This is a genomic window from Streptomyces sp. NPDC001070, assembly GCF_053598835.1.
In genome coordinates, this window is the sequence record NZ_JBSFLB010000027.1 from 1 (window position 1) to 21,663 (window position 21,663).

The 21,663-nt window shown below is 71.2% G+C and carries 22 protein-coding genes and 1 pseudogene; 16 read left to right on the forward strand and 7 right to left on the reverse strand.

The genetic code is table 11. From position 1 onward, the window contains the following. The 3 genes and pseudogenes from ACWDAS_RS29160 to tkt form a co-directional block, all read right to left on the reverse strand. Positions 1 to 206, reverse strand: a pseudogene (locus tag ACWDAS_RS29160) (glucose-6-phosphate dehydrogenase); the annotation flags it as partial. Positions 207 to 211: 5 nt separating this feature from the next. Further along, positions 212 to 1,330 (reverse strand): transaldolase, encoded by a 1,119-nt coding sequence (gene tal, locus ACWDAS_RS29165; RefSeq protein WP_450396855.1) that lies wholly within the window; start codon positions 1,328 to 1,330, stop codon positions 212 to 214. A gap of 40 nt (positions 1,331 to 1,370) precedes the next feature. Beyond that, positions 1,371 to 3,449, reverse strand: coding sequence for a transketolase (gene tkt / locus ACWDAS_RS29170; RefSeq protein WP_450396858.1), 2,079 nt, complete (start codon positions 3,447 to 3,449; stop codon positions 1,371 to 1,373). 346 nt (positions 3,450 to 3,795) lie between these two features. Here tkt and ACWDAS_RS29175 point away from each other — a divergent pair, with 346 nt between their 5' ends. The 4 genes from ACWDAS_RS29175 (at position 3,796) to ACWDAS_RS29190 (ending at position 7,654) form a co-directional block, all read left to right on the forward strand. Further along, entirely contained in the window at positions 3,796 to 4,740 is a 945-nt protein-coding gene (locus ACWDAS_RS29175; protein WP_450396861.1) for a heme o synthase, read from the forward strand. 24 nt (positions 4,741 to 4,764) lie between these two features. After that, positions 4,765 to 5,127 carry a hypothetical protein gene (locus tag ACWDAS_RS29180; protein WP_450396864.1) on the forward strand — a complete coding sequence of 121 codons (363 nt, stop codon included), beginning with the start codon at positions 4,765 to 4,767 and terminating at the stop codon, positions 5,125 to 5,127. 65 nt (positions 5,128 to 5,192) lie between these two features. Continuing rightward, the gene (locus ACWDAS_RS29185; RefSeq protein WP_450397167.1) at positions 5,193 to 6,545 is read left to right on the forward strand and encodes a glutamine synthetase family protein; all 1,353 of its coding nucleotides are present in this window, start codon (positions 5,193 to 5,195) and stop codon (positions 6,543 to 6,545) included. After that, complete coding sequence (locus ACWDAS_RS29190) at positions 6,542 to 7,654, forward strand: amidohydrolase family protein (RefSeq protein WP_450397170.1); 1,113 nt, start codon at positions 6,542 to 6,544, stop codon at positions 7,652 to 7,654. Before ACWDAS_RS29185 ends, ACWDAS_RS29190 begins: the two co-directional genes overlap by 4 nt. 30 nt (positions 7,655 to 7,684) lie before the next feature. Here ACWDAS_RS29190 and ACWDAS_RS29195 read toward each other — a convergent pair whose 3' ends face one another. The 3 genes from ACWDAS_RS29195 to ACWDAS_RS29205 form a co-directional block, all read right to left on the reverse strand. After that, positions 7,685 to 8,701 (reverse strand): COX15/CtaA family protein, encoded by a 1,017-nt coding sequence (locus tag ACWDAS_RS29195; protein WP_450396867.1) that lies wholly within the window; start codon positions 8,699 to 8,701, stop codon positions 7,685 to 7,687. Positions 8,702 to 9,010: 309 nt separating this feature from the next. Next, positions 9,011 to 9,727, reverse strand: coding sequence for an ABC transporter permease (locus ACWDAS_RS29200; RefSeq protein ID WP_450397173.1), 717 nt, complete (start codon positions 9,725 to 9,727; stop codon positions 9,011 to 9,013). 50 nt (positions 9,728 to 9,777) lie between these two features. Then, positions 9,778 to 10,704 (reverse strand): ABC transporter ATP-binding protein, encoded by a 927-nt coding sequence (locus tag ACWDAS_RS29205; RefSeq protein WP_450396869.1) that lies wholly within the window; start codon positions 10,702 to 10,704, stop codon positions 9,778 to 9,780. 273 nt (positions 10,705 to 10,977) lie between these two features. On the opposite strand from ACWDAS_RS29205, the gene ACWDAS_RS29210 reads away from it, so the two are divergent. The 12 genes from ACWDAS_RS29210 (at position 10,978) to ACWDAS_RS29265 (ending at position 20,740) form a co-directional block, all read left to right on the forward strand. Continuing rightward, positions 10,978 to 11,754 (forward strand): helix-turn-helix transcriptional regulator, encoded by a 777-nt coding sequence (locus ACWDAS_RS29210; protein WP_450396871.1) that lies wholly within the window; start codon positions 10,978 to 10,980, stop codon positions 11,752 to 11,754. Beyond that, positions 11,751 to 13,172 carry a Fe-S cluster assembly protein SufB gene (gene sufB, locus ACWDAS_RS29215; RefSeq protein WP_450396873.1) on the forward strand — a complete coding sequence of 474 codons (1,422 nt, stop codon included), beginning with the start codon at positions 11,751 to 11,753 and terminating at the stop codon, positions 13,170 to 13,172. The genes ACWDAS_RS29210 and sufB overlap by 4 nt, the downstream gene beginning before the upstream one ends. Positions 13,173 to 13,252: 80 nt before the next feature. Beyond that, the gene (gene sufD, locus ACWDAS_RS29220) at positions 13,253 to 14,428 is read left to right on the forward strand and encodes a Fe-S cluster assembly protein SufD (protein WP_450396876.1); all 1,176 of its coding nucleotides are present in this window, start codon (positions 13,253 to 13,255) and stop codon (positions 14,426 to 14,428) included. Continuing rightward, complete coding sequence (locus tag ACWDAS_RS29225) at positions 14,425 to 14,754, forward strand: non-heme iron oxygenase ferredoxin subunit (RefSeq protein WP_450396879.1); 330 nt, start codon at positions 14,425 to 14,427, stop codon at positions 14,752 to 14,754. The genes sufD and ACWDAS_RS29225 overlap by 4 nt, the downstream gene beginning before the upstream one ends. Before the next feature lie 7 nt (positions 14,755 to 14,761). Then, a complete protein-coding gene (sufC, locus tag ACWDAS_RS29230) occupies positions 14,762 to 15,526 on the forward strand; it encodes a Fe-S cluster assembly ATPase SufC (RefSeq protein WP_450396882.1) in 765 nt (254 codons plus the stop codon). Then, positions 15,523 to 16,782, forward strand: coding sequence for a cysteine desulfurase (locus tag ACWDAS_RS29235; RefSeq protein WP_450396884.1), 1,260 nt, complete (start codon positions 15,523 to 15,525; stop codon positions 16,780 to 16,782). Before sufC ends, ACWDAS_RS29235 begins: the two co-directional genes overlap by 4 nt. 18 nt (positions 16,783 to 16,800) lie before the next feature. Then, a complete protein-coding gene (gene sufU, locus ACWDAS_RS29240) occupies positions 16,801 to 17,265 on the forward strand; it encodes a Fe-S cluster assembly sulfur transfer protein SufU (protein ID WP_450396886.1) in 465 nt (154 codons plus the stop codon). Next, complete coding sequence (locus tag ACWDAS_RS29245) at positions 17,262 to 17,603, forward strand: metal-sulfur cluster assembly factor (RefSeq protein WP_361796044.1); 342 nt, start codon at positions 17,262 to 17,264, stop codon at positions 17,601 to 17,603. Before sufU ends, ACWDAS_RS29245 begins: the two co-directional genes overlap by 4 nt. A 106-nt stretch (positions 17,604 to 17,709) precedes the next feature. After that, a complete protein-coding gene (locus tag ACWDAS_RS29250; RefSeq protein ID WP_450396890.1) occupies positions 17,710 to 18,498 on the forward strand; it encodes a hypothetical protein in 789 nt (262 codons plus the stop codon). 50 nt (positions 18,499 to 18,548) lie between these two features. Beyond that, complete coding sequence (locus tag ACWDAS_RS29255) at positions 18,549 to 18,869, forward strand: DMT family transporter (RefSeq protein ID WP_450396892.1); 321 nt, start codon at positions 18,549 to 18,551, stop codon at positions 18,867 to 18,869. After that, positions 18,869 to 19,423, forward strand: coding sequence for a TetR/AcrR family transcriptional regulator (locus ACWDAS_RS29260; protein ID WP_450396895.1), 555 nt, complete (start codon positions 18,869 to 18,871; stop codon positions 19,421 to 19,423). The genes ACWDAS_RS29255 and ACWDAS_RS29260 overlap by 1 nt, the downstream gene beginning before the upstream one ends. Positions 19,424 to 19,528: 105 nt before the next feature. After that, the gene (locus tag ACWDAS_RS29265) at positions 19,529 to 20,740 is read left to right on the forward strand and encodes an MFS transporter (RefSeq protein ID WP_450396898.1); all 1,212 of its coding nucleotides are present in this window, start codon (positions 19,529 to 19,531) and stop codon (positions 20,738 to 20,740) included. Here ACWDAS_RS29265 and ACWDAS_RS29270 read toward each other — a convergent pair. Beyond that, positions 20,718 to 21,605: a winged helix-turn-helix transcriptional regulator gene (locus ACWDAS_RS29270; RefSeq protein ID WP_450396901.1), complete on the reverse strand. Its 888-nt coding sequence runs from the start codon at positions 21,603 to 21,605 to the stop codon at positions 20,718 to 20,720. The genes ACWDAS_RS29265 and ACWDAS_RS29270 overlap by 23 nt on opposite strands. Positions 21,606 to 21,663: the final 58 nt, after the last annotated feature.

Here is a 21,663-nt window from a genome sequence, read left to right on the forward strand (position 1 = left end):
TCCTCGTCCGCCCAGTCGCGGCGGGCGAAGCCGACGAGCGAGAAGCCCGGCGGCAGCAGCCCGCGGTTGGCGAGGTCGTAGACAGCGGGCATCAGCTTTTTACGTGACAAATCGCCCGTGACGCCAAAGATCACCAGGCCCGACGGTCCCGCGATACGCGGGAGCCGTCGGTCCGATGCGTCACGCAGCGGGTTGGCGCTGCTCAACGTGCTTACGCCTCCTTCGGCGCCAGGCGCTTGAGCTCGGCCTCGGTCGAGGCCAGCAGCTCGTTCCAGGACGTCGCGAACTTCTCGACGCCCTCGTCCTCCAGCAGCTGGACGACGTCGTCGTACGAGATGCCGAGCGCGGCGATCGCGTCGAGCTCGCCCTTGGCCTGCTCGTAGGTGCCGCGGATGGTGTCGCCGCTGATCTCGCCGTGGTCGGCCACCGCGTCCAGCGTGGCCTCGGGCATGGTGTTGACGATGCCCGGGGCGACCAGCTCGGTCACGTACAGGGTGTCCGGGTAGGCCGGGTCCTTCACGCCGGTCGAGGCCCACAGTGGACGCTGCTTGTGCGCGCCCTCGTGCTCCAGCGCCTTCCAGCGGTCGGAGGAGAAGACCTCCTCGTACGCCTCGTAGGCCAGCCGGGCGTTGGCGACGGCGGCCTTGCCCTTGAGGGCCCGGGCCTCGTCGGTGCCCAGCTTCTCCAGGCGCTTGTCGATCTCGGTGTCCACGCGCGACACGAAGAAGGAGGCCACCGAACGGATCAGGGACAGGTCCAGGCCCGCGGCCCGCGCCTTCTCCAGACCCGTCAGGTAGGCGTCCATGACCTCGCGGTAGCGCTCCAGCGAGAAGATCAGCGTGACGTTGACGCTGATGCCCTTGCCGATCACCTCGGCGATGGCCGGCAGGCCCGCCTTGGTCGCCGGGATCTTGATCAGGGTGTTGGGCCGGTCCACCAGCCAGGCCAGCTGCTTGGCCTCGGCGACGGTGGCGACCGTGTTGTGCGCCAGACGCGGGTCGACCTCGATGGACACCCGGCCGTCCTGGCCGCCGCTGGTCTCGTACACCGGGCGCATGATGTCGGCGGCGTCGCGCACGTCCGCGGTGGTGATCATGCGCAGCGCCTCGTCCACCGTCAGCTTCCGCGCGGCCAGGTCCGCGAGCTGCTGCTCGTAGCCGTCCCCGCTGGAGATCGCCTTCTGGAAGATCGAGGGGTTGGTGGTCACGCCGACCACGTGGCTCTGGTCCATGAGCTCGGCCAGGTTGCCGGAGGTGATCCGCTTGCGGGACAGATCGTCGAGCCAGATCGCCACGCCCTCGTCGGAGAGGCGCTTGAGTGCGTCTGTCATGGGTTCTGCATCTCCTCGGTACGTCGTATGCGTCTGTGCGTCAGCGGGCGGCGGCGGCGATCGAGTCGCGCGCGGCGGCGGCCACGGCCTCCGCAGTGATACCGAACTCGCGGTAGAGGACCTTGTAATCGGCGCTTGCCCCGAAGTGCTCCAGGGACACGATCCGGCCCGCGTCGCCGACGAAGCGGTACCAGGTCAGCGCGATGCCGGCCTCGACCGCGACGCGCGCCCGCACGTTCGGCGGCAGGATGCTGTCGCGGTAGGCCTGGTCCTGCTCCTCGAACCACTCCACGGACGGCATGGAGACCACGCGCGCCGGGATGCCCTCGGCCTGGAGCTGCTCGCGGGCCTCCACGGCCAGCTGCACCTCGGAGCCCGTCGCGATCAGGATCACCTGCGGCTGGCCGCCCTCGGCGTCCATGAGGACGTACCCGCCCTTGGCGGCGTTCTCGTTCGCCGGGTAGGTCGGCACGTTCTGCCGGGTCAGCGCCATGCCGTGCGGGGCGGGCTTGGCCGTGTGGCGCCGGTGGATCTCCGCCCACGCGATGGCGGTCTCGTTGGCGTCGGCCGGGCGGACCACATTCAGGCCCGGAATGGCGCGCAGAGCGGACAGGTGCTCGACCGGCTGGTGCGTCGGGCCGTCCTCGCCCAGGCCGATGGAGTCGTGCGTCCACACGTAGGAGACCGGCAGCTTCATCAGCGCCGCCAGGCGCACCGCCGGGCGCATGTAGTCGGAGAACACCAGGAAGGTGCCGCCGTAGACACGGGTGTTGCCGTGCAGCGCGATGCCGTTCATGGTCGAGCCCATGGCGTGCTCGCGGATGCCGAAGTGCACGGTGCGGCCGTACGGGTCCGCCTCCGGCAGCGGGTTGTCCGCGGGGAGGAAGGACGACGAGGCGTCGATGGTGGTGTTGTTCGAGCCGGCCAGGTCGGCGGAGCCGCCCCACAGCTCGGGGATCACAGCGCCGAGCGCCTTCAGCACCTCACCGGAGGCCTTGCGGGTGGCGACGTCCTTGCCCGCCGGGAACTCCGGGATGGCGTCCTCCCACCCGGCGGGGAGCTCTCCGGCGTGGATCCGGTCGAAGGTCTTGGCCCGCTCGGGGTTGGCGGAGCGCCACTCCTCGAACCGCTTGGTCCACTCCGCGTGGGCCTCGCGGCCGCGGTCGGCGACCTTGCGGGCGTGCGCCAGCACCTCGGGGGCGACCTCGAAGTGCTGCTCCGGGTCGAAGCCCAGCACCTTCTTGGTGGCGGCGACCTCGGCCTCGCCGAGCGCCGAGCCGTGGGCGGCCTCGGTGTTCTGCGCGTTCGGGGCGGGCCAGGCGATGATCGTGCGGGCCGCGATGATCGACGGGCGGTCGGTGACGGCCTTGGCCTTCTCGAAGGCGGCGTACAGGGCCCGGACGTCGAAGTCGCCCGAGGGCTCCTGCTCGATGCGCTGCACGTGCCAGCCGTAGGCCTCGTAACGCCCCAGCACGTCCTCGGAGAAGGCGGTCGCGGTGTCGCCCTCGATCGAGATGTGGTTGTCGTCGTACAGCGCGATCAGGTTGCCCAGCTTCTGGTGCCCGGCGAGCGAGGAGGCCTCCGAGGAGATGCCCTCCTCCAGGTCGCCGTCGGAGACGATCGCCCAGATGGTGTGGTCGAAGACCGACTCGCCCGGCGCGGCGTCCGGGTCGAACAGGCCGCGCTCGTAGCGGGCGGCCATCGCCATGCCCACCGCGTTGCCGACGCCCTGGCCCAGCGGACCGGTGGTGGTCTCCACACCCGTGGTGTGGCCGTGCTCGGGATGGCCGGGGGTGCGGGAGTCCCAGGTGCGGAAGGCCTTCAGGTCCTCCAGCTCCAGGCCGTACCCCGAAAGGAACAGCTGTGTGTACAGCGTCAGGGAAGTGTGGCCGGGCGAGAGGACGAAGCGGTCGCGGCCGGTCCAGGCGGCGTCCGACGGGTCGTGCCGCATCAGCTTCTGGAACAGCAGGTAGGCCGCGGGGGCGAGGCTCATCGCCGTACCCGGATGGCCGTTGCCGACCTTCTGCACGGCATCCATCGCCAGAACCCGGGCGGTGTCAACCGCACGCCCGTCCAGCTCGGTCCACTCCAGCTCGGTGGTGGTCGGCTCGGTGCTCACCTGAGAGGGCTCCTCTCCACATGTATTACGCCGGTGACGAAGTGCACACCGGGCGTTGCCGAGCCTACCCCCGCATAGGCGTGCACCTTTTCGAGTGTGGGCTCGACGCCTCGGCAACCGATCCCCGGGCAGGGGCATTCCCTCCCCGGCACCGGCAGTGTCACCAGCGTGCCCCGGTCAGCGTTTCTTCGCCTGTTGAACACAGAACACCTTCAGGTTGCACCTCGCTTGCGCTATGGAGGCCAACACGTGCCACCCCCGAGCACAGGCGGAGTATCCGCTACGTCTAAAGTGGCGTGGTACGCGCAAGCGAAGCCGCTTGCTGGACTTTTCCTCAGGGGTGTTCGTGACGGCCGTCGAATCCCGGCCCGCCGGAGCCATCGGGTCGAGCACCGGCCACCGGCCGTTCGGTGCCCGTGTGATGGCCTTCGTGGCGCTGACCAAGCCGCGCATCATCGAGCTGCTGCTCATCACGACGGTTCCGGTGATGTTCCTGGCGGCGGGCGGCGTTCCCGACCTCTGGCTGGTCGCTGCAACCATGATCGGCGGCTACATGTCGGCCGGCGGCGCGAACGCCCTCAACATGTACATCGACCGCGACATCGACGCGCTCATGCACCGCACGGAGCAGCGCCCGCTGGTCACCGGCATGGTCGCACCGTGGGAGTGCCTGGTCTTCGGCATCACGCTTTCGGTGGTTTCCACCGCGTGGTTCTGGGTGCTGGTCAACCCCCTGTCGGCGGGGCTGTCGCTCGCGGCCATCCTCTACTACGTCTTCGTCTACACCCTCGGCCTCAAGCGCCGCACCGCCCAGAACATCGTCTGGGGCGGCATCGCAGGCTGCATGCAGGTGCTCATCGGCTGGTCGGCCGTACGCAACGAGCTGGCCTGGGCGCCGTTCGTGCTCTTCCTCGTCCTCTTCTTCTGGACGCCGCCGCACTACTGGCCGCTGTCGATGAAGGTGAAGGACGACTACGAGCGGGTGGGCGTCCCCATGCTCCCGGTCGTCGCGGGCAATGTCGTGGTGGGCCGGCAGATCGTCATCTACAGCTGGGTGATGGTGCTCGTCTCGCTCACCCTGTGGTGGCCGCTGGGCGCGGCGAGCTGGTTCTACGCGGCCGTCGCCGTGCTGCTGGGCGCCTTCTGGCTGGTCGAGGCGCATGCCCTGTACGGGCGGGCGAAGGCCGGTGTGGTCGGTGCCAAGCTCAAGGAGATGCGGCTGTTCCACTGGTCCATCACCTACGCGACGCTGCTGTTCGTCGCCGTCGCCGTGGACCCCTTCCTCCGATAATTACCGGCGGGTAGCATTCCTGTCATGGCAGAGACCCAGGCAGCAGACACCCAGGCCGAGGACCGTAAGGCCGCGGCCCGCGCCGAGCGCCGCGCCGCCCGGCTGGCGAAGCAGATCACCGCGTTCGCCAAGAGCCACGGCGGCGGCGCCGAGGGCCAGATAGCGTACATCGGCGAGGTCGGCACCCGCATCGTCCTCGTCGGCGAGAACGGCGAATGGGGGGACCTGGTGGCCCCCACCTACGACATCGCCCGCAGCGCCGTCGAGCGCTCGGGCATCACCGTGCACGAGTCCTTCGACGGCGATCTCGCGGCCAAGGTGCGCACCGGCCGCTACGAGTGGTCCCGGATGGCCGGAATCCAGATCGGCGGCCCCGCCAACACCTGACGCCGGGCCCACCTGTGAGGACCATGGGGGTGGTCCGGTCGACAGGTGGCTACGAGGAGGCGTCGGTGCTGGCGGAGGAACGGGACGAACGGCGGCTCGCGGCCCGCCGGGACGCGGCACGGCTGGCCGCGGAGGGCGTGCGCGCCGTCGCCGTCAGCTGGGTCGACAACGCGGGCATCAGCAGGGCCAAGACCATCCCGACCGGCCGGCTGCCGCAGGCCGCGCACCAAGGGGTGGGCATGTCGCCGGTCTTCGACGTCTTCACCTCGGACGACTCCATCACCGCGTCCCCGTACATCGCGGGCCCCGACGGAGACCTGCGGCTCGTCCCCGACCTGGACCGGCTCACCGTGCTGGCCGCACGGCCCGGCTGGGCCTGGGCCCCGGCCGACCGCTATGACCAGGAGGGCCGCCCGCACCCCGCCTGCCAGCGGCAGTTCGCCCGGCGCATGACGGAGCGGGCCGCCGAACGAGGCCTGGAACTGCGGATGGGCTTCGAGACCGAATGGGTCGTGGTCAGGGACGACGGCAGCGGCGACTGGGCCTCCCGCGGCCCGGCCTACGGACTGACGCGGGTGACCGAACTCTCGGACTATCTGCTCGACCTCCACGACGCGCTCGCCGCGCAGCGGATCGAGGTCCTCCAGGTGCACCCCGAGTACGCGCCCGGCCAGTTCGAGGTCTCCACCGCGCCGGCGGACCCCGTCCGCGCCGCCGACGAGGTCGTCCTCGTCCGCGAGACCGTACGGGCGGTCAGCGCCGCCCACGGGCTGCGCGCATCCTTCGCCCCCACGGTCGTCGCCGGCCAGGTCGGCAACGGCTGCCACCTCCATCTGAGCCTGCGCGAGCACGGGCACAACCTGCACCGGGACCCCACCGCCCCGTACGGCCTGACCCCCGCCGCCAGCACCTTCCTGGCCGCCGTCCTGGACGCGCTGCCCGCCCTCTGCGCGATCGGCGCGCCGTCCCCGGCCAGCTACCTGCGGCTCGTCCCCACCCACTGGGCCGGCGTCCACCGCTGCTGGGGAGTGGAGAACCGCGAGGCCGCACTGCGCCTGGTCCTGGGCGAACCCGACGACCCCGACGGCGGACACGCCGAGCTCAAACCCTTCGACGCCGCCGCCAACCCCTATCTGCTGACCGGCTGCGTCATCGCGGCGGGCCTGCGCGGCCTGCGCGACGGCGGCCCCGCGCTGCCCCCGCCGGTCACCGGGGACCCGGTGGAGCGCGGCGACCAGAAGCGGCTGCCGACCTCGCTCAGCGAGGCCGTCTCCCACCTCGTGCGGAGCGAGACGCTGAAGGAGGCGCTGGGGGAGGCGCTCTTCGGGGCGGTGGTCGCCGTGCGGCGCGCCGAGTCCGAGGCACTGGCCGAGTACGGTCCCGCCGAGCTCGCGGAGGCCACCCGATGGCGGTGGTGATCGAACTGCCGCCGCTCGTCGACCACCACTGCCACGGCATCGTCCGCGGCGACCTCGGCATCGCCTCCTTCGAGGCGTACCTCACCGAGTCCGACGCGCCCGCGGCCCCCGGTACCACCTTCTTCGACACCCAGACCGGTTTCGCCGTACGCCGCTGGTGCCCGCCGCTGCTCGGCCTCGAGCCGCACTGCCCGCCCGCGCGCTACCTGGCCCGGCGCCGCGAACTCGGCGCGTACGAGACCGCGCGGCTGCTGCTGCGGGGCGCCGGCATCGGCACGTACCTCGTGGACACCGGGCTCCCCGGCGACCTCATGACGCCCGGGGAACTGGCCGCGGCCGACGGGGGCGCCGGGGCGCGCGAGATCGTACGGCTGGAGCGGCTCGCCGAGAGCGCGGCCGATGCCTGCGACACGGCCGGGGCCCTGGTCGAGGGGATCGCCGGGGCCGTCCACGACGCGGCGCGCACCGCCGCCGGCTTCAAGTCGATCGCCGCCTACCGCCACGGGCTCGGGCTGGCCCCGGAGCCCCCGGCACCCGGGCAGGTCCGGCGCGCCGCCGGGGCGTGGCTCGCCGCGCGCCGTGACGGGGGCGTCCGGCTCACCGACCCGGTCCTGCTGCGGCACCTGCTGTGGACGGCCGTCGGGACGGGGCTGCCGCTGCAACTGCACACCGGTTTCGGGGACCCGGACCTGCGGCTCGACCACGCGGATCCGGCGCTGCTCACGGACTTCGTCCGGGCCACCGCGGGCACGGGGACGGAGCTGGTGCTGCTGCACTGCTATCCGTACCACCGTCAGGCGGCCTACCTGGCGAACGTCTTCCCGCACGTGTACGCGGACGTCGGGCTCGCCCTCACCCATGTGGGGGCACGGGCGGGCGCGGTGCTGGCGGAGTTCCTGGAGTTGGCGCCGTTCGGGAAGCTGCTGTTCTCGACGGACGCGTACGGGCTGCCCGAGCTGTACGTGGCCGGTGCCGGGGCCTTCCGCGGCGCGGTGCGCGACGTCCTGGGCGGCTGGGTCGCGGACGGCGCCTGGGCGGCGGCCGACGCCCGGCGCGTCGCGGCCATGGTGGCGGCGGACAACGCCCGGCGCGTCTACCGGCTCCCGTGAGACAGGCCGCGGTCCGCGGGCCGCGCGACGCTACGCCGCCGGGGCGGGCTCCGGGGCCGACGAGGCGACCGCGGACGCGGGCGCCGCGCCGGGTTCGGTCCCGGGGCGCTCGCGCATCGAGAGCAGCACCCGCAGCACCGCGATCCACACGAGGGTGGAGCCGAGCATGTGCAGGGCCACCAGGACCTCGGGCAGCTTCGTGAAGTACTGGACGTAACCGATGACGCCCTGCGCCAGCAGCACGATCAGCAGGTCCCGCACCCGGGCCCGCGGCCCCGCGGGGGCGTCGACGGCGCGCAGCACGAACCACAGGGCGATCGTGAGCCCGCACACCACCCACGCCAGGTCGGCGTGGAGCTGCGAGATGGTCTCCCACTTCACCGGCACGCGCGGCACGTCGCTGCTGTCGCCCGCGTGCGGCCCCGCCCCCGTGACGAGCGTGCCGACCGCGATCAGCGCCGCGGAGGCGGCGACCAGCACCCACCCCAGCTGCTTGACCGGCTTGCCGACCAGCGGGCGCGGCTCCGCGTCGCCCTCGCCGGTCCTCTGCCACGTCAGCAGCGCGACCGCGATCAGCGCGCTGGAGAGCAGGAAGTGCGCGGCGACGGTGTACGGGTTGAGGCCGGTCAGGACGGTGATGCCGCCGAGCACCGCGTTGCCCATGACCACCCAGAACTGGGCCCAGCCGAGCCGGGTCAGCCCGCGCCGCCAGGGCTTCACGGCGCGCGCGGCGATGATCGCCCAGCCGACGGCCGCGCACAGCACATAGGTCAGCATGCGGTTGGTGAACTCGATCGCCCCGTGCAGGCCCATCGCGCCGGTCGCGGTGAGGCTGTCGTCGGTGCACTTGGGCCAGGTCGGGCAGCCCAGGCCCGAACCGGTCAGCCGGACGGCGCCGCCGGTCACCACGATGACGACGCTCATCACGAGCGCGGCCAGCGCGGCCCGCCGGACCGTCGCCGGGGACGGTGTCCAGCGCTGGGCGATGAAGGCCAGGGGGTTTCGCACGGCTTGGCCTGCTTGGCTGAGATTCGGCACGGCCACCATCGTAGGCGCCCCCTTGTGCATTCCTTCACGAGGGGGACGCCAAGAGCAGGGGGCGGCGGGCATGACCGACGTGGACCGGCGGAAACCGGCGCTGCCGCGGCACTCACGGGGATCGGCGCGGCCGCGCAGGCGGCGGCTGACACGCCCGCGAGCCTGGGACGTACGGCGGCCGAAGAGCCGACGGGTCCGCCGAACTGCCCACGACCATGCGCTACGGCATGTGCCTGCCGGCCGGCCACGCCCCCGAGAGCCGTTTCCCGGCCCTCGCCGAGGGCCGGGACAGCGGCTCCATCCGCTTTGTGGACTGCGTCACTCCCACTTGAACCAGCGGGCCGCCGCGCCCAGCCCCAGCACCGCCCAGACGGCGAGGACGGCGAGGTCGCCCCACGGCACGCCCGCGCCGTGCTGGAGGACGTCGCGCAGCCCGTCCGACAGCGCGGAGATCGGCAGTAGCTCCAGTACGGAACGCACCTCGTCCGGGAACCTGTCGAGCGGCACGATCACCCCGCCGCCGACGAGCAGCAGCAGGAAGACCAGGTTCGCGGCGGCCAGGGTGGCCTCCGCGCGCAGCGTGCCGGCCATCAGCAGGCCGAGACCGGAGAAGGCCGCCGTGCCCAGCGCCAGCAGCAGGAGCACGGAGAGCGGGTCGCCGTGCGGCGACCAGCCCAGCGCGAACGCGATCACCGTCAGCAGGACGACCTGCAGGATCTCGGTGACCAGCACGGAGCCGGTCTTGGCGGTCATCAGCGCCCAGCGCGGCAGCGGGGAGGCGCCGAGCCGCTTCAGCACGCCGTAGCGGCGTTCGAAGCCGGTCGCGATGGCCTGTCCGGTGAAGGCGGTGGACATCACGGCCAGGGCGAGGACGCCCGGGGCGAGGAAGTCGACGGCCTTGCCGGCGCCGGTGTCGACGATGTCGACGGCGCTGAAGAGGACCAGCACCAGCGTGGGGATGACGACGGTCAGCAGCAACTGCTCGCCGTTGCGCAGCAGCATCCGGGTCTCCAGTGCCGTCTGCGCGCCGATCATCCGGGGCAGCGGGGCCGCGCCGGGGGCCGGGGTGAAGGTGCCGGTGGCGGTCACGAACGCAGCTCCTTGCCGGTGAGCTCCAGAAAGACGTCCTCCAGGGTGCGCCGCTCGACCGCCAGGCGGTCCGGCATCACACCGTGCTGGGCGCACCAGGAGGTGACGGTGGCCAGCATCTGCGGGTCGACCTTGCCCTCGATGCGGTAGCTGCCCGGGGTGAGCTCCGCGGCGGCGGAGTCGGCGGGCAGCGCCTTGAGGAGGGAGGCCAGGTCCAGGCCGGGGCGGCCGGAGAAGCGCAGCGTGTTCTCGGCGCCGCCGCGGCACAGCTCCTCGGGGGTGCCGCCCGCTATCACCCGGCCCTTGTCGATGATCGCGACGTCGTCCGCGAGCTGTTCGGCCTCGTCCATGAAGTGCGTGGTCAGGACGACGGTGACGCCGTCCTCGCGCAGTTCGCGGACCAGCTCCCAGGTGCTGCGGCGGGCCTGCGGGTCCAGGCCCGCGGTCGGCTCGTCCAGGAACACCAGCTCGGGGCGGCCCACGACCGCCATCGCGAGCGCGAGGCGCTGCTGCTGGCCGCCGGAGAGCCGGCGGTACGGGGTGCGGCCGCAGGACTCCAGGCCGAGGCGTTCGATCAGCAGCGCCGGGTCGACGGGGTTCGCGTGCAGCTTCGCGGTGTGCCGCAGCATCTCCTCGGCACGGGCGCCCGCGTACACGCCGCCGGACTGCAGCATCACGCCGATCCGCGGCCGCAGCGCGGCGGCCTCCCGCACCGGGTCCAGCCCCAGCACCCGCACCCGCCCGTCGTCCGGACGGCGGTATCCCTCGCAGGTTTCTACGGTGGTGGTCTTCCCGGCGCCGTTCGGTCCGAGCACGGCGGTCACGGTGCCCCGCGCGACGGACAGGTCGAGCCCGTCCACCGCGGTCTTGGCGCCGTATCGCTTGACCAGTCCCGTCACCTCGACCGCGGGGTCCATTCGCATGACGGGAAGTCTACGAACCCCCGCGGGGCGCTCTGCCGGGAGGGGCGTGCCCGGATGCGGGGGGAGGGCGGGGCCGCCCGGGATGGCGGGAGGACGACGGGCCCGTCAGGGGGCGGCGTGCCTGGTGGGAGCGGTGGACGCCGGGGCCGCACCCGTACCGCGTGGAATGATCATTTCCGCAGGTCAGGTTAGGTTTCCCTAAGTGATACAGGAGACATTCACCCGGGCGGGCGCCGCTTGCCTCTCCGTGATGAATTACGCAACACTGGGCTTGTGAAAAACGTGTCCGAGGCTCAGGAGGAGCAGACGACCGGGGAGCGGAGCACCCGCAACCGGGTCGCCAGGTCCGTCCTGGTCCACGGGCCGTCCACCGCCGCCGACCTGGCGGAACGGCTCGGGCTGACGCAGGCCGCCGTACGCCGGCACCTGGACGCGCTCCTTGCCGAGGGCATGGTCGAACCCCGCGAGAAGCGGGTCTACGGGAACCGCGGCCGCGGCCGCCCCGCCAAGGTGTTCGCGCTGACCGACTGCGGCCGCGACGCCTTCGACCAGGCGTACGACCAGCTCGCCGCCGACGCCCTGCGCTGGATCGCCGAGTCCGCCGGGGGCGGGGAGCAGGGGGACGCGGCGGTGTCCGCGTTCGCGCGCGCCCGTGTCGCGGCACAGGCGGAACGCTACCGGGCCGTCGTCGAGGCGGCCGAGCCCGAGGAGCGCACGCAGGCGCTCGCCAAGGCGCTCAGTCAGGACGGGTACGCTGCGACGACACGCAGCGCGCCGGCCTCCGCCGGGAGCGCCCCCGGGCGCAGCTCCGGGGGAGAGCAGCTCTGCCAGCACCACTGCCCGGTGGCCCACATCGCCGAGCAGTTCCCGCAGCTGTGCGAGGCCGAGGCCGAGGTCTTCTCGCGCCTGCTCGGCACCCATGTACAACGGCTCGCGACCATCGCGCACGGAGACGGTGTCTGCACCACCTTCGTGCCGAAGGCCACGTCGCCGTCCGCACCATCAGCACCGAACAACACCGCAAGCAACGCCGGGAGGAACCCCGCATGACTGCCCCCCTGGAGACGGCTCACCCTGAACTCGAGGGTCTGGGCAAGTACGAGTACGGCTGGGCCGACTCGGACGTGGCCGGTGCCGCCGCCCGTCGCGGCCTCAACGAGGACGTCGTACGCGACATCTCCGCGAAGAAGAACGAGCCCGAGTGGATGCTGAAGATGCGTCTCAAGGGCCTGAAGCTCTTCGGGAAGAAGCCCATGCCCACCTGGGGCTCGGACCTGTCCGGCATCGACTTCGACAACATCAAGTACTTCGTGCGGTCGACGGAGAAGCAGGCGGAGTCCTGGGAGGACCTGCCCGAGGACATCAAGAACACCTACGACAAGCTGGGCATCCCCGAGGCGGAGAAGCAGCGGCTGGTCGCGGGCGTCGCGGCGCAGTACGAGTCGGAGGTCGTCTACCACCAGATCCGCGAGGACCTGGAGGAGCAGGGCGTCATCTTCCTGGACACCGACACGGCGCTCAAGGAGCACCCGGAGCTGTTCCAGGAGTACTTCGGCACGGTCATCCCCGCGGGTGACAACAAGTTCGCCTCCCTGAACACCGCGGTGTGGTCCGGCGGTTCCTTCATCTACGTGCCGAAGGGCGTGCACGTCGAGATCCCGCTGCAGGCCTACTTCCGGATCAACACCGAGAACATGGGCCAGTTCGAGCGGACGCTGATCATCGTCGACGAGGACGCCTACGTCCACTACGTCGAGGGCTGCACCGCCCCGATCTACAAGTCGGACTCGCTGCACAGCGCCGTGGTCGAGATCATCGTGAAGAAGGGCGGCCGCTGCCGCTACACGACGATCCAGAACTGGTCGAACAACGTGTACAACCTGGTCACCAAGCGCGCCGTGGCGTACGAGGGCGCGACCATGGAGTGGGTCGACGGAAACATCGGCTCCAAGGTGACCATGAAGTACCCGGCCGTCTACCTGATGGGCGAGCACGCCAAGGGCGAGACGCTGTCGATCGCCTTCGCGGGCGAGGGCCAGCACCAGGACGCGGGCGCCAAGATGGTGCACATGGCGCCGAACACCTCCTCCTCGATCGTCTCCAAGTCGGTGGCGCGCGGCGGTGGCCGCACCTCCTACCGCGGTCTGATCGAGATCGGCGAGGGCGCCGCCGGCTCCAAGTCCAACGTGCTGTGCGACGCGCTGCTGGTCGACACGATCTCCCGATCGGACACCTACCCGTACGTGGACGTCCGCGAGGACGACGTGTCGATGGGCCACGAGGCGACCGTCTCCAAGGTCAGCGAGGACCAGCTCTTCTACCTGATGAGCCGCGGCCTGGAGGAGACCGAGGCGATGGCCACCATCGTCCGCGGCTTCGTCGAGCCGATCGCGCGCGAGCTGCCCATGGAGTACGCGCTGGAGCTCAACCGGCTGATCGAGCTGCAGATGGAGGGCGCGGTCGGCTGACGCCGGTCCCGCCGCTCCGCCGGGTCACCCCCGGCAACCCCGTCAAGCTCGTGAGCACAGAAAGAGGCAGTAAGACAGCCATGGCTGAAACCATCCCGGCCGCCGGTGCCACCACCGAGGGCGCCATCCAGGTCGGCCAGCCCCGGGACGCCCGGGTCAGCGCGCCCGCGTCCTACGACGTGGCCGACTTCCCCGTGCCGCACGGCCGCGAGGAGGAGTGGCGCTTCACCCCGCTGGAGCGGCTGCGCGGTCTGCACGACGGCACCGCCGTCGCGACCGGTGGCGGCGTCAAGGTCGAGGTGAGCGCTCCCGAGGGTGTCACCGTCGAGACCGTCGGCCGGGACGACGCCCGGGTCGGCAAGGCGGGCAAGCCGGTGGACCGGGTCGCCGCCCAGGCGTACAGCTCCTTCGAGAAGGCCGGCGTCGTCTCCATCCCCAAGGACGCGGTGCTCACCGAGCCGGTGCGGATCTCGGTGCACGGCCAGGGCGGGGTGGCCTTCGGCCACCAGGTCGTCGAGGTCGGCGCCTTCGCCGAGGCGGTCGTGGTCATCGACCACACCGGTGACGCCGTCGTCGCGGCCAACGTCGAGTACCTGATCGGCGACGGCGCCAAGCTGACCGTCGTGTCGATCCAGGACTGGGACGACACCGCGGTCCACGCGGCCCAGCACACCGCCCTGGTCGGCCGCGACGCGACCTTCAAGTCCGTCGTCGTCACCTTCGGCGGCGACGTGGTGCGACTGCACCCGCGGGTCGTCTACGGCGCGCCGGGCGGCGAGGCCGAGCTCTACGGCCTGTACTTCACCGACGAGGGCCAGCACCAGGAGCACCGCCTCTTCATCGACCACGACACCCCGCACTGCCGGTCGAACGTGGCGTACAAGGGCGCGCTGCAGGGCCGGGACGCGCACGCGGTGTGGATCGGCGACGTGCTCATCCGCGCCGAGGCCGAGGGCACCGACACCTACGAGCTCAACCGCAACCTGGTGCTCACCGACGGCGCCCGGGTCGACTCGGTGCCGAACCTGGAGATCGAGACCGGCGAGATCGTCGGCGCCGGACACGCCTCGGCGACCGGCCGCTTCGAGGACGAGCAGCTGTTCTACCTGATGGCCCGCGGCATCCCGGCCGACGAGGCCCGCCGGCTGGTCGTCCGCGGCTTCTTCGCCGAGCTGATCCAGCAGATCGGCCTGGCCGACCTGGAGGAGCGGCTGCTGGAGAAGATCGACGCGGAGCTGGAGGCGTCCGTCGTATGACCACCGCTGAAGGCTTTGTCCGCGCCTGTGCGCTGAGCGAGCTCGAGGAGGACACGCCCAGGCGTGTCGAGCTCGGCGGCGTGCCGGTGTCGATCGTGCTCACCGAGGGCGAGGTGTTCGCGATCCACGACATCTGCTCGCACGCGAACGTCTCGCTGTCCGAGGGCGAGGTGGAGGACTGCCAGATCGAGTGCTGGCTGCACGGCTCCTCCTTCGACCTGCGGACCGGCAAGCCGTCCGGGCTGCCCGCGACGCGGCCCGTCCCCGTATACCCCGTTCAGATCCAAGGGGACGATGTGCTCGTCTCCGTCACCCAGGAGTCCTGAGACACCCATGGCAACGCTTGAGATCCACGACCTGCACGTCTCCGTCGAGGCCGAGGGCGGTCCGCGCGAGATCCTCCGCGGCGTCGACCTGACCGTGAAGCAGGGCGAGACCCACGCCATCATGGGCCCCAACGGCTCCGGCAAGTCGACCCTGGCCTACTCGCTCGCCGGGCACCCGAAGTACACCGTCACCGGTGGCACCGTGACCCTGGACGGCGAGGACGTGCTGGCCATGTCCGTCGACGAGCGGGCCCGCGCGGGTGTCTTCCTGGCCATGCAGTACCCGGTCGAGGTGCCCGGCGTCTCGGTCTCCAACTTCCTGCGCACCTCCGCCACCGCCATCCGCGGCGAGGCCCCCAAGCTGCGCACCTGGGTCAAGGAGGTCAAGGAGGCCATGGAGCGCCTGCACATGGACCCCTCCTTCGCCGAACGCAACGTCAACGAGGGCTTCTCCGGCGGTGAGAAGAAGCGCCACGAGATCCTCCAGCTCGAACTGCTCAAGCCCAAGATCGCGATCCTCGACGAGACCGACTCCGGCCTGGACGTCGACGCGCTGCGCATCGTCTCCGAGGGCGTCAACCGGGTGCGGGAGAGCGGTGAGGTCGGCACCCTGCTGATCACCCACTACACGCGCATCCTGCGCTACATCAAGCCCGACCACGTCCACGTCTTCGCCGCGGGCCGGATCGCCGAGTCCGGCGGCCCGGAGCTGGCGGACAAGCTGGAGGCCGAGGGCTACGAGGCATATGTGAAGGGAGGCGCGTCCGCATGACATTGCAGCTGCCGGGCCTGCTGGACACCGAGGCGATCCGCAAGGACTTCCCGGTGCTGGACCGGCTGGTCCACGACGGGAAGAAGCTCGTCTACCTGGACAACGCGGCGACCTCGCAGAAGCCGCGCCAGGTCATCGACGCACTCAGCGAGTACTACGAGCGCTACAACGCCAACGTCCACCGCGGTGTGCACACGCTCGCCGAGGAGGCCACGGCGCTGTACGAGGGCGCCCGTGACAAGATCGCCGCCTTCGTCAACGCCCCCAGCCGCGACGAGGTGATATTCACCAAGAACGCCTCGGAGTCGCTGAACCTGGTCGCCAACATGCTGGGCTGGGCCGACGAGCCCTACCGCGTGGACAGCGACACCGAGATCGTCATCACGGAGATGGAGCACCACTCCAACATCGTCCCGTGGCAGCTGCTCTCGCAGCGCACCGGCGCGAAGCTGAAGTGGTTCGGCCTGACCGACGACGGCCGGCTCGACCTGAGCAACATCGAGCAGGTCATCACCGAGAAGACGAAGATCGTCTCCTTTGTGCTCGTCTCCAACATCCTGGGCACGGTCAACCCGGTCGAGGCCATCGTGCGCCGCGCCCAGGAGGTCGGCGCCCTGGTGCTGATCGACGCCTCGCAGGCCGCGCCGCACATGGTGCTGGACGTGCAGGCGCTGCAGGCCGACTTCGTGGCCTTCACCGGCCACAAGATGCTCGGCCCGACCGGCATCGGCGTGCTGTGGGGCCGCCAGGAGCTGCTGGAGGACCTCCCGCCGTTCCTGGGCGGCGGCGAGATGATCGAGACCGTCTCCATGCACGAGTCGACGTACGCGCCGGCACCGCACAAGTTCGAGGCGGGTACGCCCCCGATCGCCCAGGCCGTCGGCCTCGGCGCGGCCGTGGACTACCTCAACGCCATCGGCATGGACCGGATCGCCGCGCACGAGCACGCGATCACCGAGTACGCGCTGAAGCGGCTGAAGGAGGTGCCCGAGCTGAAGATCATCGGCCCGGACACCCCCGAGGGGCGGGGCTCCGCGATCTCCTTCACCCTGGGTGACATCCACCCGCACGACGTGGGCCAGGTCCTGGACGAGCACGGCATCGCCGTGCGCGTCGGCCACCACTGCGCGCGGCCGGTCTGCCTGCGGTACGGAATTCCCGCGACCACGCGAGCGTCGTTCTATCTGTACTCCACCCCGGCCGAGGTCGACGCCTTGGTCGAGGGCCTGGAGCACGTACGGAACTTCTTCGGCTGAGGACGGACGGCGAAGCCTGTGAAGCTGGATTCGATGTACCAGGAAGTCATCCTGGACCACTACAAGAACCCGCACGGCCGCGGCCTGCGCGACGGCGATGTCGAGGTGCACCACGTCAACCCGACGTGCGGTGACGAGATCACGCTGCGCGTGAAGCTGGACGGCACGTCCATCCAGGACATCAGCTACGAGGGCCAGGGCTGCTCCATCAGCCAGGCGAGTGCCTCCGTGCTCAACGAACTGCTCGTCGGCCGCCGGGTCGACGAGGCCGTCAAGGTCCAGGAGGTCTTCCTGGAGCTGATGCAGTCCAAGGGCAAGCTGGAGCCCGACGACGCGATGGAGGACGTGCTGGAGGACGCGGTCGCGTTCGCCGGCGTCTCCAAGTACCCGGCGCGCGTCAAGTGCGCGCTGCTGAGCTGGATGGCGTGGAAGGACGCCACCGCCCAGGCTCTGGGCGATGGCGCGGTCAGGGAGTCCGCATGAGCGAGAACGCAGAAGTGACGACGACGAAGCCGGCGAGCGAGGAGGAGATCCGTGAGGCCCTCTACGACGTCGTCGACCCCGAACTGGGCATCGACGTCGTCAACCTCGGCCTGATCTACGGCATCCACATCGACGACACCAATGTCGTCACCCTCGACATGACGCTCACGTCCGCGGCCTGCCCGCTGACCGACGTCATCGAGGACCAGGCCAAGTCGGCCACCGACGGCATCGTCAACGACCTGAAGATCAACTGGGTCTGGATGCCGCCGTGGGGCCCTGACAAGATCACCGACGAGGGCCGCGAGCAGCTCCGCGCGCTCGGCTTCAACGTCTGACCCCTCGCGGGACCACGACTGCGGGACGCCGCTCCGGCGAGGAGCGGCGTCCCGCAGTCGTATTTTCGTTTGCGCTGGTTCCCGCGGGCCCGCGAGTCTTCCGCGCATGAGCAATCACTTCGCCGCCATCGGACTCGGCGTGACCGACCAGGACTCCTTCCGCGCACTCGTCTCCGGGCTCCTCGAACGCGCCGACGCGCAGCCGGTCGAGGGTGAAGTGCGGCAGCACGTGTGGACGGGCGCCGGTGGCGCCCGGGTCGTGATCGAGACGCAGGGCCGGTCGATCGCCCAGGTGCTGCCCTGCCTGGCGCCCGCCGGCGAGCCGGTGCCGGTGGCCGGTGTGTCGCTCGTGGACGAGGAGACCGCCCGGGTCGAGCTGCTGGACGGGCCCGGCGGGACGATGGTGTGCCCGCTCGCGGTGGAGCTGGAGGACCGGGCCGTCCTCCGGTCCCGGGGCGGTGCGGCCCCCGAGGGCGAACTGCGCCTCGCCGCGCTCGCGGAACGGCTCACCCTCCACACCGGGGGCAAGGCGTCGTACGAGGCCTCGCAGGAGGGCCGAGAGATCGGCTTCGCGCCCGACTACCTCATCCCGATCGGCCTGTTCAGGCCCGAGGAGGCGGGGGAGGAGTGGGTGCCCTCGGCGCACGCGGCGTTCGCCGGGGAGGTGCTGCTGGCCGAGGCCCACGCCGGCGAGTCCGGGGGCGGCCGCTTCCACCGGCTGCGGGTGCGCACCATCGCCGGCTTCGAGGTCGATGTCGCCGTGGCCGACGAGGAGTTGACGGACACCCCGGCTCAGGGGCACTGGGTCGACGGAGAGTTCTTCATGACGGGTTCGCTGGGGCTGGCCCCGGCACCGGGCGTCGCGCGGAAGCGGTGGTGGCCGCGCCGGTCGTGAGGGACCGGTCACGTGTACGGCCGTACACATCGATGTGTACGCTTGTACGCATGGCATACGCATTGCTGGGCGGGGCGATCCTCGCCGAGGTGCTGGGGACGACATCCATGAAGTACAGCGACGGTTTCACCAGGCTGTGGCCGTCGCTCGGCACCGCCACCGGCTATCTGATCGCCTTCGCGCTGCTCGCGCAGACACTGAAGTCGATGTCCGTGGGCACCGCCTACGCGATCTGGGCCGGGGTCGGCACCGCCGCGATCGCCGCCATCGGCATGGTCTTCCTCGGTGAGGCCGCCACCGCCGCCAAGCTGATCGGGATCCTTCTCGTCATCGCCGGGGTGGTCGTCCTCAACCTCGGCGGCGCCCACTGATGGCCCGCCGCTACGACCCCGAGCGGCGCCAGCGCATCATCGACGCCGCGATCCGCGTGGTCGGCGAGCGCGGCATCGCCGGGCTCGGCCACCGGGCGGTGGCCGCGGCCGCCGACGTGCCGCTCGGCTCGACCACGTATCACTTCGCCACCCTCGACGACCTGCTGGTGGCCGCGTTGCGGCAGTGCAACGAGGCCTTCTTCCGGGAGGTCGATGAGCGCGCCCTGCTCGGCTCGCCCGGCGGCGACCTCGCCGCGGAACTGGCCCGGTTCGTCGAGGAGACGGTCTCCCGGGACCGTCCCCGTGCGCACCTGGAGTACGAGCTGTATCTCGCCGCGCTCCGCCGCGAGGCCGTACGCCCGGTCGCCGCGGAATGGGTGGACCTCATGGCCGCCCTCCTCGCCCGCTGGACCGACCCGGTCACCGCCCGCGCGCTGGCCGCCCTCGTCGACGGGATGTGCCTGCAGGCCCTGCTCACCGGCCGGGACGTCGACCGGGAGGAGGCCCGCGAGGTCTTCGCCCGGATCATCGGCAAACCCGATCGAGACTGCTGACCTATACCGGCCGCGACCTGATCCGGCATCCTCACGCGCCGCATTCACGCCTTCACGTGATCGATTCTTGTAGAGCGTCGATCGGAGGGCAGTATGAAACAGGCGATGAAGGACATACCAAAGGTGGTGTGGCTCCTTGCCACCGGCATGTTCTTCGTGGCGGCGGTGAGCTTCACCTTCGTCTACCTCTTCGTCTACCTGACCGGACCGCGCGGGCTGAGCACCTCCCAGGCCGGACTCATCGCGGGTGTGGGCGGCGTCGGCATGGTCGCCGGCAACTTCACCGGCGGCTGGTACGGCGACCGCTTCGGGCACCGCCGCACCCTCATCACCGGCATGGTCGTGTCCGGTCTCGGCCTCGCGGCCCTCCCGCTGACGCCGACCGCCGCCCTCGCGGTGGTCTTCCCGGTCGCCCAGTACGCCACCGGCGTCACCCGGGCCTCCAACTCGGCACTCATCGCCTTCTCCGTGCCGGAGGGCTCCCGCCGCCAGGGCTTCGCCCTGCTGCGCTTCATGGCGAACCTCGGCGTCACCGTCGGCCCGCCGCTCGGTGCGCTGATCGCCACCACCGTCTCGTACGACTGGCTCTTCGTGGCCGACGGCCTCGGCATGCTCTTCTTCGGTGTCTACGCGCATTTCATCCTGCCCGCCAACGGCAACCACCGGCAGAAGAGCGGCCCTTCGCCCGACGCGCCGAGCCTGTGGACCGCGCTGCGCGCCCGGCCCGCCGTCCTGGTGCTGCTGGTCGCGATCCTGATAGCCGACACCATCTACCGCCAGCAGTACTCCACGCTGCCCGTGTACCTGAAGGACCACGGCATCGGCACCGGCGTCTACGGCGCCCTCATCGCCATCAACGGCGCCCTGGTCATCCTCCTCGAACTCCCGGTCACCGTCGCCCTGCGCAAGCGTCCCCCGCTGCCGATCATCGGTCTCGGGATGATCCTGGTCGGCCTCGGCTTCGCCGCGCTGTCGCCCGGCCACTGGTACATCGCCGCAGCCGTCATGATGATGGTCCTGCTGACCGTGGGCGACATCCTCTACAAGTCGCCGTCCACCGCCTACGTCGCCGACAACGCCCCCGACCATCTGCAGGGCCGCTTCCAGAGCCTGTACGCCGGCGCGTCCATCAGCGGCGTGGTGCTCGCCGCGCCGCTCGGCGGCGTGCTCTACGAGACCGTGCCGGGCGCGGTGTGGCCGCTGTGCGCGGTACTCGGCGTCGTCGCCGGCGCCGCGGTGCTCGGCGCCCGGCGGCTGTCGGGGGTGCGGGACGCGGCCGCCGAACCGGACGCGGTCAGGGCAGCGACGCAGTCCTGACGGCGGCCAGCGCCTCCGCCACGCTCGCCGTGATGTCGGTGACCGGGTAGAACACCTGCCGGATCACCCGGTCCGCGCCGACCACCAGGGTCAGCCGCTTCAGCCGCACCGTCCCGCCCGCGCGGAAGGTCGGCAGCCGCAGCGCCGCGGCCAGCGTCAGCTCCGCGTCCGACAGCAGCGGGAAGCGCAACCGCTCCCGCTCGGCGAACTCCGCCTGCTCGTCAGGACGCTGGGCGCTCACCCCGTGCACCGCCGCGCCCGCCGCGGCGAACTCCGCCAGCCGGTCGCGGTACGTGCACGACTCCAGCGTGCAGCCCGCCGCGCCAGGGATGTCGCCCCAGCCCGGCGGGTAGGAGGCGCGGTCCGCGTAGGCGCCGGCGAAGCAGTAGAGCACCGTGAAGGGGCTGTCCGCGGCCACCGGGTCGCGCGGTTCGCCGTCGGGGCCCGCGGGGAGCAGGAGTTCGGGCACGCGGGTGCCCGTCAGCGCGTGCACGCGCGCCGCCTCCCGTGATCCCTCCGCCGCGGTGCCGGTGGCCGATCCGTCGCCCAGCACCCACTGGTCGCCCCAGTCCTGCAGGGCGATCAGCACCGGCAGCAGCGCCCTGCCGCGCGGGGTCAGCCGGTACGCGTACCGGACCGGGCGCTCCTGGTAGGGCTCGCGGGCCAGCACGTCCGCGTCGACCAGCAGCCGCAGCCGCTCGGCCAGCACCTTGCGGGACATGCCGAGTTCGCGCTGCAGGTCGTCGAAGCGGTGCACGCCGCGGGCGGCGTCCCGCACGATCAGCAGCGTCCACCAGTCGCCGACCACGTCGAGGGCCTGCGCGATGGAGCAGTTCGCGTCACCGAGGTCTGTGCGGCGGGCCATGACGCTATCCTGCCAGCCGAGAGTGAGTTTCCAAAAGGAACCCACTGGAGTCCAGGAG

Bases quoted from the DNA above. Each gene is read 5' to 3' on its own strand.
- tal (WP_450396855.1), bottom strand. From the start codon at position 1,330: ATGACAGACGCACTCAAGCGCCTCTCCGACGAGGGCGTGGCGATCTGG.
- ACWDAS_RS29180 (WP_450396864.1), top strand. From the start codon at position 4,765: ATGGCAGAGACCCAGGCAGCAGACACCCAGGCCGAGGACCGTAAGGCC.
- ACWDAS_RS29195 (WP_450396867.1), bottom strand. From the start codon at position 8,701: ATGGTGGCCGTGCCGAATCTCAGCCAAGCAGGCCAAGCCGTGCGAAAC.
- ACWDAS_RS29200 (WP_450397173.1), bottom strand. From the start codon at position 9,727: ATGATCGGCGCGCAGACGGCACTGGAGACCCGGATGCTGCTGCGCAAC.
- ACWDAS_RS29205 (WP_450396869.1), bottom strand. From the start codon at position 10,704: ATGCGAATGGACCCCGCGGTCGAGGTGACGGGACTGGTCAAGCGATAC.
- sufB (WP_450396873.1), top strand. From the start codon at position 11,751: ATGACTGCCCCCCTGGAGACGGCTCACCCTGAACTCGAGGGTCTGGGC.
- sufD (WP_450396876.1), top strand. From the start codon at position 13,253: ATGGCTGAAACCATCCCGGCCGCCGGTGCCACCACCGAGGGCGCCATC.
- ACWDAS_RS29225 (WP_450396879.1), top strand. From the start codon at position 14,425: ATGACCACCGCTGAAGGCTTTGTCCGCGCCTGTGCGCTGAGCGAGCTC.
- sufC (WP_450396882.1), top strand. From the start codon at position 14,762: ATGGCAACGCTTGAGATCCACGACCTGCACGTCTCCGTCGAGGCCGAG.
- ACWDAS_RS29235 (WP_450396884.1), top strand. From the start codon at position 15,523: ATGACATTGCAGCTGCCGGGCCTGCTGGACACCGAGGCGATCCGCAAG.
- ACWDAS_RS29245 (WP_361796044.1), top strand. From the start codon at position 17,262: ATGAGCGAGAACGCAGAAGTGACGACGACGAAGCCGGCGAGCGAGGAG.
- ACWDAS_RS29250 (WP_450396890.1), top strand. From the start codon at position 17,710: ATGAGCAATCACTTCGCCGCCATCGGACTCGGCGTGACCGACCAGGAC.
- ACWDAS_RS29255 (WP_450396892.1), top strand. From the start codon at position 18,549: ATGGCATACGCATTGCTGGGCGGGGCGATCCTCGCCGAGGTGCTGGGG.
- ACWDAS_RS29260 (WP_450396895.1), top strand. From the start codon at position 18,869: ATGGCCCGCCGCTACGACCCCGAGCGGCGCCAGCGCATCATCGACGCC.
- ACWDAS_RS29265 (WP_450396898.1), top strand. From the start codon at position 19,529: ATGAAGGACATACCAAAGGTGGTGTGGCTCCTTGCCACCGGCATGTTC.
- ACWDAS_RS29270 (WP_450396901.1), bottom strand. From the start codon at position 21,605: ATGGCCCGCCGCACAGACCTCGGTGACGCGAACTGCTCCATCGCGCAG.